Origin of the sequence: Sphingomonas sp. DG1-23 (assembly GCF_030730875.1) — a bacterium.
GTDB lineage: Bacteria > Pseudomonadota > Alphaproteobacteria > Sphingomonadales > Sphingomonadaceae > Sphingomonas.
Genome location: NZ_JAVAMA010000011.1, coordinates 121,309 through 133,884 on the forward strand (window position 1 = coordinate 121,309; position 12,576 = coordinate 133,884).

6 protein-coding genes are annotated in these 12,576 nt (G+C 63.3%); all 6 read right to left on the reverse strand.

Going from position 1 to position 12,576, the window contains the following annotated elements:
- Window positions 1-69: 69 nt before the first annotated feature.
- The gene (locus Q9Q95_RS17210) at window positions 70-4,875 is read right to left on the reverse strand and encodes a calcium-binding protein (protein WP_306098376.1); all 4,806 of its coding nucleotides are present in this window, start codon (window positions 4,873-4,875) and stop codon (window positions 70-72) included.
- Between the two features lie 280 nt (window positions 4,876-5,155).
- Window positions 5,156-6,421, reverse strand: a complete 1,266-nt coding sequence (wecC, locus tag Q9Q95_RS17215; protein WP_306098377.1) for a UDP-N-acetyl-D-mannosamine dehydrogenase — start codon at window positions 6,419-6,421, stop codon at window positions 5,156-5,158.
- Complete coding sequence (gene wecB, locus Q9Q95_RS17220; protein WP_306098378.1) at window positions 6,421-7,545, reverse strand: non-hydrolyzing UDP-N-acetylglucosamine 2-epimerase; 1,125 nt, start codon at window positions 7,543-7,545, stop codon at window positions 6,421-6,423. Before wecB ends, wecC begins: the two co-directional genes overlap by 1 nt.
- Window positions 7,546-7,562: 17 nt before the next feature.
- A complete protein-coding gene (locus Q9Q95_RS17225) occupies window positions 7,563-8,780 on the reverse strand; it encodes a glycosyltransferase family 4 protein (RefSeq protein WP_306098379.1) in 1,218 nt (405 codons plus the stop codon).
- An 8-nt stretch (window positions 8,781-8,788) separates the two neighbouring features.
- Window positions 8,789-10,459: an alginate lyase family protein gene (locus Q9Q95_RS17230; protein WP_306098380.1), complete on the reverse strand. Its 1,671-nt coding sequence runs from the start codon at window positions 10,457-10,459 to the stop codon at window positions 8,789-8,791.
- Complete coding sequence (locus Q9Q95_RS17235) at window positions 10,456-12,576, reverse strand: bi-domain-containing oxidoreductase (protein ID WP_306098381.1); 2,121 nt, start codon at window positions 12,574-12,576, stop codon at window positions 10,456-10,458. The genes Q9Q95_RS17230 and Q9Q95_RS17235 overlap by 4 nt, the downstream gene beginning before the upstream one ends.

A 12,576-nucleotide genomic window follows, 5' to 3' on the forward strand; every position in this document is an offset into this window, starting at 1 on the left:
CTCCCGGCGCGCGTTTCGGCCGTCGCCACGACCGGGCCGAACACGCATGCCCGACCCTTCCGGAACGCTCTACACCACGAAAAAATCATGACTGGTGAGTAGCGTATCAGCGCCGAGAGAAGCAATCTCCACCATCCCGGCTGCCCCGGCCCCGTCGCTATCCCAGAATATCTTGCCGGCGGCCGCATCATAATAGAGCGCGGCAGCTGCCTGGCCCGAAGCCCCCAGCTCCAGAAAATCGATGCCGGCCTCGACCAGCGTGCCTGTGTGATGCAGGCCGAAAGAGGAGAGATCGAGAACCAGACGATCCTCCCCGGAGGCGAAATCGGCAATCGTATCGGCTGCCGCATCGAGGCGAAGTACGAAGCTGTCTTGCCCGCCATAGCCAGTCAGCACGTTGCCGCCGCCGCCGCCGTCGAGCACGTTGTTGCCGGCGTTGCCTTCGATCCGGTTGTCGAACTCGTTACCCGTCAGGTTCAGCGCGGTCGTCGCGCCTGCATCGAGCGTCCGCAGCAGCTCGACCGACACGCCTGCGCCGAGCACATAGCTCACGGTCGCCTTTACCGTATCCATCCCGCTGCCGGCCGTCTCGACCACGACGTCGTTCGCGCTGCGGACGATATAGACGTCATCGCCGCCATAACCCCACAGCGTGTCGTTGCCCGCCCCTCCATCGAGCAGGTTGCCCGCTGCGTTACCCGCGAGGATATTGTTCAGCTCGTTGCCGGTCAGATCGATTGCGGCCAGAGTCGACGAGCCTCCCGCTGTCCGCAACAATTCCACCGACACGCCCGCCGCCAGCGTATAGCTCGCGCCCGCGAAGACCGTATCGAACCCCTCGCCTGCCGCTTCTATTACGCGGTCATTGGCGGTGCGCACGATATAGCCATCGTCGCCCCGGCCGCCGACCAGCACGTCGTCGCCGCCGGCACCGTCGAGGATATTGGCGCCGGCATTGCCTTCCAGCCGATTATCCAGCGCATTTCCGGTCAGGTTCAGCGCGGTCGTCGCATTGGCGTCGCTCGTGCGCAGCAGCTCGATCGAGCTGGCGGCACCGAGCATATAGCTGGTCGTGGAGGCAACGGTATCGAAGCCCTCACCACCCACTTCGATCACCACGTCGTTCGCACCGCGCACGATATAGAAGTCGTCGCCAGCCGCGCCCGCCAGCACGTTGCTGCCGCCGGCGCCGTCGAGCACATTGCTGCCGGCATTGCCCTCGATCCGATTGTCCAGCTCGTTACCCGTCAGGCCGAGCGTCGTCGTCGCGTTCGCATCCAGCGTGCGCAACAGTTCCACCGAGACTCCGGCACCGAGCGTGTAGCTCGTCGTCGCCTTGACCGTGTCGAAGCCCTCGCCGGCCGCCTCGACCACGACATCGTTCGCACTGCGGATGATATAGACGTCATCGCCGCCATAGCCCCACAGCGTGTCGTTGCCGGCGCCCCCATCGAGCGTGTTGCCAGCCGCGTTGCCTGCCAGAATATTGTCCCGCTCGTTGCCAGTCAGATCGATCGCAGCTCCGTTCGACGATCCCACCGTGCGCAACAACTCTACCGAGGCGCCTGCGGCCAGTGCATAGCTCGTCGTAGTGATGATCGTATCGAAGCCTTCGCCCGCCCTCTCGATCACCACGTCATTCGAATTGCGGACGATATAGGTGTCGTCGCCCTGCCCGCCCGATAGCATGTTGGCACCACCGCCACCGTCGAGCGTGTTGGCGCCTGCATTACCCTCCAGCCGGTTGTCGAACGCGTTGCCGGTCAGATTCAGCGCAGTCGTCGCGGCCGCATCGGCAGTCCGCAGCAATTCGATTTCGGCGCCAGCGGCAAGTACATAGCTGGTCGTGGTGGTGACGGTGTCGAATCCTTCACCCGCCGCTTCGGCCACCACGTCATTCGCACCGCGCACGACGTAGAAGTCGTCGCCACCGCCGCCAGCCAGCACATTGTTGCCGCCGGCACCGTCGAGCACGTTGCTGCCGGCATTGCCTTCCAGCCGGTTGTCCAGCGCGTTGCCGGTCAGGTTGAGCGCCGTCGTCGCATTCGCATCGAGCGTGCGCAGCACTTCGATCGAGACCCCGGCAGCGAGCGTGTAGCTAATCGTCGTCCGGACCGTGTCGAAACCCTCGCCGGCCGCCTCGACCACCACATCGCCTGCCTCGCGCACGATATAGGTGTCGTCACCGCCATAGCCCCACAGCGTGTCGTTGCCCGCCCCTCCATCGAGCGTGTTGCCCGCCGCGTTGCCTGCAAGAACATTGTCGAACTCGTTGCCGGTCAGATCGATTGCAGCCAGCGTCGACGAGCCTCCCGCCGTCCGCAACAATTCCACCGAAACGCCCGCCGCCAGCGTATAGCTCGCGCCCGCGAAGACCGTATCGAAGCCCTCCCCTGCCACCTCTATCACGCGGTCGGTAGCGGTGCGCACGATATAGCGATCGTCGCCGCGGCCGCCGACCAGCACGTCGTCGCCGCCCGCACCGTCGAGCGTATTGGCGCCAGCATTGCCTTCCAGCCGATTGCTCAGCGCACTTCCGGTCAGGTTCAGCGCGGTCGTCGCATTGGCGTTGCTCGTGCGCAGCAGCTCGATCGACGCGTCCGCGGCAAGCGCGTAGCTCGTCGTGGTGGTGACCGTGTCGAAGCCTTGATCCGCTACCTCGACCACCAGGTCGTTCGCGCCGCGCACGATGTAGAAATCGTCGCCGTCGCCGCCCGCCAGCACATTGCTACCGCCGGCGCCGTCGAGGATGTTGCCGCCGGCATTGCCTTCAAGCCGATTGTCGAGTTCATTCCCGGTCAGGTTGAGCGCCGTCGTCGCATTCGCATCGATCGTGCGAAGCACCTCGATCGAAACCCCGGCAGCGAGCGTGTAGCTCAGCGCCGTCTCGACCGTGTCGAAGCCCTCGCCGGCCACCTCGACCACCACATCCTCCGCCTCGCGAACGATGTAGATATCGTCACCGCCATAGCCCCATAGCGTGTCGTGCCCGGCGCCGCCGTCGAGCGTATTGCTCCCCGCATTGCCGCGGAGGAGATTGTCTCTGACGTTGCCGGTTAGATGGAGATTGCTGGTGGAAGCGGGGGAAAGCGCCGAGATATCCACCGCCTGATCGGCGTCGGTCAGCGTATAGTCGACATTGGTCTCGACCCTGCTCCTGCCGCCGCCGGCATCGAAGACGGTCTTGATATAGCGCGTTTGGCCCTGATCGTCGGATTCGACCCAGCGTTCGCTCCAGGCATTGGCCTGATGCACGTCATACTCGATAGTCCGTGCGCCACCGTCGTCGAGACTATAGGCCTCGCCGTACCGCTGCCCCTCATATTCGAACCGGCGCCTGGTCTCCCAGTCATATTGATTGCCGTCGTCGGTCGCGCTGTCGATCGTACCGATCTCCGGCACGATCGGATCGCTCCAGGCGATGCCGTCGCTGACTCGCAGCTGGATGCTCGCAGTCGAGCCCCCCGGCGCGGGAACGATGCGCCATTCCGCGATCTCGCTGGCGTTCAGCGTTCGGCCACCGGAAACGAGCATCTCGCCATCGGCGGACATCAGATACGCTCCGCCGAGCCACGGCATCACTTCGACATAGATGAATGTGGCAGTGTCGCCATCGTCGTCGGCCATCCCAACGACGGACGACAAAGGCACCGATCCACCGGTCTCGGCGAATTGCAGCAGCGCCTCCGCGCCCGGCCTGCTATTCTGCTGGATCAGCGGCGCGCCAACCCAGTCGGCGGTAATGTATCCCGTGCTGTCGATGGTATAGCTTCCGCCAAGAAAGCCGTTGGTGAAGCTTTCAAATCCGGCCGGAAGATTTCCCGCACCGGCGAGCAAGACGAGCTGCTCGAGGCTGCCAGATAGATAGCTGCTCTCGCCGTAATTTATCGATATATAACTTCCATCAGCCAGCCGAACCGTAAGCCACTGACTCGCATCGCTATCGCCCGGATTCAAAGTGAACCCGGACACATAATGGTCCACGCGCAACGCATTGGCCGCGGCCTGCCACGACAATCCCTGTTGGGAGAGATCGGTGACCGCCGCCAGCGCGGCATCCGGATCGACGAAAACGCCCCCGTGATCGGAACCCGGATCATAGGGGCTCGCCAGGTCGGAAAATCCCCCCGTAAAGGAGTGCACATACTGCACGCCATCCAGAGTATAGACCGTGCTGCGGGGGATCGAGAACAAATCATCCGCAACAACAATCTGATTTTCCGCAGTTATATTCCGGCCATAACCCAATTCAGGGTACTCAAGATAACTCAGCAACCCATCAAAAACCACATTGTCTCGATCGGAAGCCGCTGCGATCCGCGCCTCTTCGAAGGATAGGAAGGCGCCGTCCTGGCCACGAAACAGGAAATTTTCGTACGAGTCCTGCACGATCCACTTGTCCAGGTCCTCGACCATGACGAGCGTCGTCGCATGGCTGGTCAGATAGGCGCCGGTAATGTCATCGACGGAGTCGATCCACGCACAGTCAAAACCAAAGGCTTTGAAAATCTGGTAGAGCTGGAAATTATGGTCGCCGCACGAACCGGCAGCGGGATAGCGCAGCAGTGATGCGACGTCATCGAAGGCCGCACTGATGGTCAGGCCCAGATCATCCAGCGTAACGCGAGCGACCCTGTCATCCTGAAAAAGCAGGGCGCGGTTCAGGAAATCGCGGATCAGCGTGGTGGAGGCAACGGTCGCATGATCGAAAACACTTGCGGGGACGTCGTAGATGTCGGTCAGAAGCTCAGTAACATAGGTTTTCAGGTAAGCGGTGTCAGCTATCCCGCCAGCATAATCCGGTAGATCGACCTGAGAATTTGGAAGCGCGGCAATAATCGCCCGCACATCGGCATAGGAATAATCGTCACTCATTGCGCTACAACCAGAAATATTTCAGACACACGGCAGAAATGCCGCCTGGCGCTCATGGATCGTGGAATCCACGCACCTGTTTTGTTAACGATTCGTTAGCATAACTATTTCGGTAAAGAAACTGCAACGGGCCAGCTTGTCCTTGCCGCACCACCCGGAGATCGGCGCTACCGGCAGCCTGTGCCGGGACTGCGTGCACGTCATACGCGCGCACGGACGCATCGGTCGCGCTCGACCGAAACGGAATGATCACGAAGGGCTGCCCGGGCGAATGCCCCGGTTAGGCGGAAACTCTCCACACCCCGCGGGTGTCGATCAATACGCCTTGCGGAGCGGCGGAATTGCGAAACAGCTTATGGTCGACAAGCATCACATGAATGTCGCCGGCGATCTCGGCCGAATCGGTAACGACTTCGACCTTGCCGAGGCCCGAAGGCGCCTGGTCGATGTTCGGCTCGATTGCCGTGATCGGTCCCGGATGGCGCGCCGCAAGCGAACGCACGATTTCCAGCGCAGGGCTTTCGCGCAGATCGTCGATATCCGGCTTGAACGCGAGGCCGTAGCAGACGATGCGGATTTCCGAGCGCGGCTTGCCGGGGCTCGTCGTCTCGATCGCCGCGATCGCCGCGTCGATCTTGCGCAGCACCCATTCGGGCTTGTCGTCATTCACTTCCCGCGCCGTGCGGATCAGTCGGGCTTCCTCGGGCGCGCCGGAAACGATGAACCAGGGATCGACGGCGATGCAATGCCCGCCGACGCCGGGCCCGGGCGAAAGGATGTTTACCCGGGGGTGGCGGTTGGCGAGGGCGATGAGCTCCCAGACGTCGATATCCATCTTCGCGCAGATCACGGAAAGCTCGTTGGCGAAGGCGATGTTGACGTCGCGGAAGCTGTTCTCGGTCAGCTTGGCCATCTCCGCGGTGCGGGCGGTGGTGATGACGCAGGCCCCCTCCACGAAGATGCGGTAGAGCTCGGCCGCGCGCTCGGCGCACCGCCGGGTCATGCCGCCGATCACCCGATCGTTGGTGACCAGCTCTTCCATCACGCGGCCCGGCAGAACCCGCTCGGGGCAATGCGCCACCAAAATGTCGGCATCCTCGCCGGCCGTCTGGGGGAAAGTCAGGTCGGGACGCAATTCCGCCAGCCACGCTGCCATCTGCTCGGTGGCCCCTACCGGCGAAGTCGATTCCAGCACCACGAGGTCGCCGGCCTTCAGCACGGGAGCCACCGCCTCGGTCGCCCGCTGGATGTAGCTGAGGTCGGGATCATGATTGTCGCCGGCAAAGGGAGTCGGCACGGCGATCAGGAACGCGTCCGCCGTTTCGGGAACCAGCGTTGCGCGCAGATAGCCCTTGGAAACGGTCGAATGGACGACCGCGTCGAGATCCGGCTCGACGATGTGAATCTCGCCGCGGTTGATCGTGTCGACCGCGCTCTGCTTGACGTCGACGCCCACCACCTGGACCTTGCGCGATGCGAACACCGCAGCCGTCGGCAGCCCGATATACCCCAGGCCGATGACACAGATCTTCGAAAAAGCGCTCATCAATAGGACTCCAGAACTTCCGCTATGCGCTGCGACGCGAGCCCGTCGCCGTAAGGATTATGGGCGCGGCTCATCTGCCGATAGGTCGCTTCATTCTCGATCAGCTCGGCGACCTGGGCGACGATCCGGGCCTTGTCGGCACCGACGAGGCGCACCGTGCCCGCATCGACCGCCTCGGGACGCTCGGTGACATCGCGCATCACCAGAACCGGCTTGCCCAGGCTCGGCGCCTCCTCCTGGATTCCGCCGCTGTCGGTCAGAACCAGATGCGCGTGATTGAGCAGATGCAGGAACGGCTCGTAGGTCAGCGGCTCGATCAGCGAAATGTTCGCGCGGTTGCGCAGATGCGCGTTGACCGGCTCTCGAACATTGGGATTGAGATGCACGGGATAAACGAAGTGCGTGTCGCTGAAACGCTCGGAAAGCTCGCTCAGCGCCTGGCAGATCTGAAGGAAGCCATCGCCGAAATTCTCGCGGCGATGCCCGGTGATCAGCACGAAGCGGCTGGTCCGCCACGCGAAATCCAGCTTGGCGTCGATCTCTTGTTCGACCGCCGCGCGCCGCTGCGGCTCGTCGTTCAGGCGCGCGACAGTGAATTGCAGCGCATCGATCACGGTATTGCCGGTGACGTGGACGTCTTCCGGAGCCACACGCTCGGCGAGCAGATTGTCGCGACTGGTCGACGTCGGAGCGAAGTGCCATTTGGCCACCTTGCCCGCGGTCTGGCGATTGAATTCCTCGGGGAAGGGTGCGCGTAGATCGAAGGTGCGAAGCCCCGCCTCGACATGGCCCAACGCGATACCTTCGTAGAAACAGGCCATCGCGGTCGCCATCGTGGTGGTGGTGTCGCCGTGCACGAGCACTGCGTCTGGACGATGCTCGCGCAGAACATCCCGCATCCCGAGCAGCACGCCACAGGTCACGTCATAGAGGTCCTGCCCCGGCTTCATCACGTCGAGGTCGATATCGGGCGTGATCGCAAAGGTCTCGAGGACCTGATCGAGCATTTGCCGGTGCTGCGCCGACACGCAGCACAACACTTCGAACCGATCTTCCCGAGCCTTCAGGGCACGATAGACAGGAGCCATCTTGATAGCTTCGGGGCGAGTCCCAAAGACAATCATCACCTTCTTCCGTTGCCTCACGCGCGCGCCACCTTTTCCAGTATTTCGAGCATCCTCAAAGCCAACCGCCTGCGATCGAATTCGACAGAGGCGGACGCTCCATTTTCGGAAAGCGTGGCAAGGAGGTGCTGATCGTTACGAATCAGCGATATTTGGCGGAGCAGGGCATGCGGATTTTCGGGTTCGAACGCAATGCCGACCTTGGCATTCTCGACGATGGTCAGGGCCTCCCCGCGCACCCCCATCAGAACCGGAACGCCCATCGCCATACACTCGAATATCTTCGACGGAATGACGGACTCGAACAGTTCGGTGCGCTTCAGATGTACCACCGCCGCATCGAGGATGGCCCACCACTCCGCCACCTGATCCTTGGGAACCGAGGGATGGAAACTGATATTGTCCAGTCCCCGCTCGGCGGCGAGCGCCATCAGCGACTCCTTGCGCGCGCCTTCGCCGACCAGAACGAAGTGAAGATCGGCCAGACCGGCGTCCGATCGGGCCAGCGTCGCCGCCTCGATCAGCGTCTCCAGCGCATGCGCCATTCCATGCGTGCCGACATAACCGATGAGCAACTTGCCCTCTAGACCGAGCCGCCGACGCAACGCGCTGCCATCGCGCGGAGTGTAGTTGGTCAGGTCGACGCCGTTGGTGACGACATCGATCTTTTGCGCATCCACGCCGCGGGAGACCAGAATCGACTTGAACGTGTGCGTGACGGTGATGACGCGATCGGCCGCACGATAGAGATACCGCTCGATCCGCTCGATCAATCGGATCGCGATGGAATCGCCCATGGCATCGACTGCCTTGATCGACTCGGGCCACAGGTCGCGCAATTCCAGCACCCATGGTCTGCGTCGTGCGAGCGAGAGGAACCGGGCGGCCAGCAATGTGAAGAATTGCGGCGACGTCGCGACGATGACGTCGGGCCGACGAACGAACATGCCGGCGAGGGCCGCCGTGATCATGTAGCTCAGATAGTCGACTATCCGCAGCGCGAACCCTTCGTTCCTGGCGATGAAGGTCCACACCCGGATGACTTCGATGCCCTCCATCTCCTCTTTCTGCCAGAGGCGGTTTCGGTACCCGGCCATGACCTTGCCCGCGGGGAAGTTCGGCGCTCCGGTTATCACAGTGACGCTATGGCCGCGCGCCGCCCATTCGCGGCAATGCTCGAAGGTCCGGCTTGCCGGGGCATTCACCTCCGGCGCGAAATTGTCGGTAAGGAACAATATTCTCGTCATGCCTGCCAGCTCAGTTCCACGCGAGACCTGCCTTCGACGAGTTGCACGGCGATGCAATCGGTCTCCAGCCGCCGGCCGAACTCCGGCGCATAATGCCCGCCAGCCAGCACCGCTGCGCCTTCGTGCACGATCAATCGGACTTCGTGCCCGGTTGCGAGCTGCAGAACGAAATTGCGCGCGTCCGTCTGGATCGCCGTCACGTCGGGATGCAGTTTGAACTGCGCGACGGCGGAATGCCCGGCTTCGCCGAGAATCCTGTCCTCGATCGTCAGCGCCTGGGCGCGCATCCGCCAGCTTCGGCGATGCGCGAGATCGCGGGCCAGCCGGCGATAGCCATCATGCGAACAGGCAATGCCGACCTCCTCCGAATTCCCCGAAAGGACCAGATCGCGCGGATACGCCCGACGGGCCACCCGAAAGCCGCTCCAGATTTCGGAAGAATCCTGGCCGTCCACGGATACCGTGCTGTGGGCGGAGGTCCGCCGTTCGGCCGCGCGATCGGGCCCGAGGCCATAGCAGGAGGTGCCCCCGTTCACGATCAGCCGCGACCCGAACACCGACAGCTCGAAGCTCAGCGTGTCGGCATGAGCATGCCCCGGCTGATAGTCCGGACCGACCGGCGCCACGTCGACGATGGCGACCGCGGCCGGGGCGGTCAGTCGCGCATAGCCGGTGTCCGCCAGCAAGGCGCCGCCAAGCTTCACGTCAGGACCGGGCCATACCTGGCTGTGATCGCTCGCGACAACGCCCAGCCGCGCGGCATATGCTGCGAGATCGCCGGGGTTCGCGGCGATTCCCGTAGCCGAGTCGTTGAAGAAGCCGATCTCGCCGTCAGGGTGGCACATCCGCGCCATGGCGCCCAGCATTCGCCCCGCCGTCTCGTCCAGCATCCGTTCCAGCCGCGGCGAGACGGCACCCCTCCAGAGCCGCGCAGCATTCAGCATGTCCAGAACATCTTCGAGGATGATGGCATGGTACATCGGGCTGCGCTCAAAATGCCCTCCGTCGGGCAGCACTTGCTCGGGCAGCTGGACGGTCAGGATGCGCTCCGCTGCACCGAGAAGCCTGTCGGCTTCAGGGCCTTCGAAAAACGCTCCCGCGAAAAGAAGCGCTTTGGCGTTCGCAAACAGATGATTGGCCAGCAAATGCCATTCGACATCCTTCGACAGCCATCGCGCCTGCTGTGCCAGGCTCGCGACGATCGCCGGATCGGGCACGCCTACGGCGAGGATATACTTGATCCAGTTCACGATCCGCAGCGAGGTCGGATAGGGATCCCATCCCGGCTTGGCGGGCGCCGGATGCTCGCTCAGCCACCGCTGGATCAGCGCGGCATGCCAGGCGCCACGCGCCGTCGCGCCCGATGCAGCCAGATCGTCGAAATAATGAAGGTTGTAGAGCCACAACAGCGGAACCGCCGGATCTGCCCACGTCTCCGGCGACGCCGCGGTCCGCTCGTCGTTGAGAAAACGAAACCGCGAGGGTCCGATCATCGACGGCCGGCGCTCCGCCCACGCGACAAGCGCCCCCGTCACGGAACGTACCGGCAAGCGTTCCGGCGCGGGCACCGCCGGCCGCACGAGCAGGCGATGCAGCCTTCCCCAGAGCTGGACCGGACGTAGATGTCTCAGCGTGTGCCAATACAGGCTGAACTTGCGCGCGTTCACACCTGCGCTGCCAGCCTTATGGAGAGGCGGGCCACTTCAGCCAGTTCCTCGAGCGGGATCGGCGATGGCGAATTCGTGCGGATAGCGTCGAGGAACGCCTTCGCACATGCCGCCTGCCCCTTGTCCTGCTTGAACGACGGGATCAGCGATCCGGGTGCCTTCCATCCATAACCGCGCAACTGCCGGAAATTATCGATCTGCACGACCTTGCCTGCCTGGAAGATCTCGATGCGCTCCTTGGGGAAGGAACGGTTGCCGTTCGCCAGATAGTTTATGCTGCCGACCGAGCCGTTCTCGAAATGCAAATTGATCAGGAACGTATCGCGCGAACCGTGCTGCATCGGCACCACGCTCGAACCGGCGACGGGCGCCCCGGCGAGGAACCGAAGAAGATCGATGAAGTGGCAACACTCCCCTACCAGCCTGCCGCCGCCGATCTCCTTGTCCTGGGTCCAGTGCTCGGGCGGAATTTGCCCCGCGTTCACCGTGTAGATGAAGGCACAGGGCTCGGCGGATTTGTCGATCCTTGCCTTTGCCTGCACCACCAACGGCGCGAACCGGCGATTGAAGCCGACCATGACGATCGGCGCGCCCGGTTGGCCGGCGAGCGCGACGATGCTGTCCACATCGTCCAGCGCGAGCGCCAACGGCTTCTCGACGAACACATGCTTGCCAGCCGCCAACGCCTGACGCGTGAGATCCGCGTGGCTGTCGTGCCGCGTCGTGATGACGACGGCGTCGGCATCGGGATCGGTCAGGACGTCCTTCGAATCGGTCGATGCCTCGAGAAAGCCGTGCTTCTTCGCCTGATGCGTAGCCGTAAGGCCGCCGCTCGACGCGATACGTCGCAGCCTCGCGCCCGCGCCCGCAAATGCCGGCAGCAACACCGCCGAAGCATAATTGCCGGCGCCGATGACATTCACCGCGACTTCGCCCGTGCTCCGTCCCTCGGACGCAGCGTAGCTGATATTGGTGAGGCGCTCCTGCTGGAGCGCGTCCTCGCCCGCGGGCTGCGGATAGCGCAGGAGAACGCCCAGCGAAGGCTCCTGCCCGCCGATCACCTCGTACGCCGCCGCCGCTTCGGCGATGTCGAAGCTGTGGCTCCGCAACGGCGCGCAATCGAGCGCGCCGGAGGACATCATGTCGAGCACGGCCTCGAAGTTGCGCTGTTCGGTCCAGCGAACGAACCCGACGGGATAATCGACTCCCTGCTCTTCGTACACGGGATCGTAGCGCCCGGGCCCGTAGGAGCATGAAACCTGGAAAGTTAGTTCCTTCTCGAAAAAGTCCGCGCGCGAGAGTTCGAGCCCGGTGACCCCCACCAGCACGATGCGACCACGCTTGCGGGACATCTGCGCGCCATGATGGACCGGATCATTGCTGTCGGTCGCAGCGGTTATGATCACCGCGTCCACACCGCGGCCGCGGCTATAGTCCATCGCCGCCTGTACGGGGTCGGCACCGTCGCCCAGCAACACCGTTTCTGCGCCAAAGCTGCGGGCCAGCGCGATCTTGGCGGGATCATAGTCCATGCCGATCACGCGGCAGCCCTGCGCGCGCAGCAACTGCACCCCGAGCAACCCGATCAATCCGAGACCCATCACCGCGACGGTCTCGCCCAGCGCAACCTGGGCAAGTCGGATGCCCTGCAAGGCAATTGCACCGACGACGGCGAAGACGGCATCCTCGTCGGGCACATTGTCGGGGATGCGGGCACACAGATTGCCCGACACGACTACATATTCTGCATGCTTGCCATTCGAGGCCACCCGATCGCCGACCGCGAAGCCATCGACGCCCGAGCCGCAGGCATCGACGACCCCGACATTGCAATAGCCCGGGGCCAAGGGCTGATCGAGCTTGTTCCGCACACCCTGCAGCGTCGCGGCAATCCCATCGGTCTTCGCCTTGTCGAGCACCATCCTGACCTTGTCGGGTTGCTGCCGCGCCTTCTGGATCCAGTTGCCGCGTCCGAACTCCATCATCATGCGCTCGGTCCCGGCCGAGATCAGCGTCATCGACGAACGGATCCGGAGCGCCTTCCTGCCGACCTGGGGCAAGGGCGTATCCAACACTTCGACCACCCCGGTTTTGAGGCTCTGTACTACCTGCTTCAT

What these genes read in the sequence shown, in the direction of transcription:
- wecC (WP_306098377.1), bottom strand. Translation starts at nt 6,421, where the DNA reads ATGAGCGCTTTTTCGAAGATCTGTGTCATCGGCCTGGGGTATATCGGG.
- Q9Q95_RS17235 (WP_306098381.1), bottom strand. Translation starts at nt 12,576, where the DNA reads ATGAAGCAGGTAGTACAGAGCCTCAAAACCGGGGTGGTCGAAGTGTTG.
- wecB (WP_306098378.1), bottom strand. Translation starts at nt 7,545, where the DNA reads ATGATTGTCTTTGGGACTCGCCCCGAAGCTATCAAGATGGCTCCTGTC.
- Q9Q95_RS17210 (WP_306098376.1), bottom strand. Translation starts at nt 4,875, where the DNA reads ATGAGTGACGATTATTCCTATGCCGATGTGCGGGCGATTATTGCCGCG.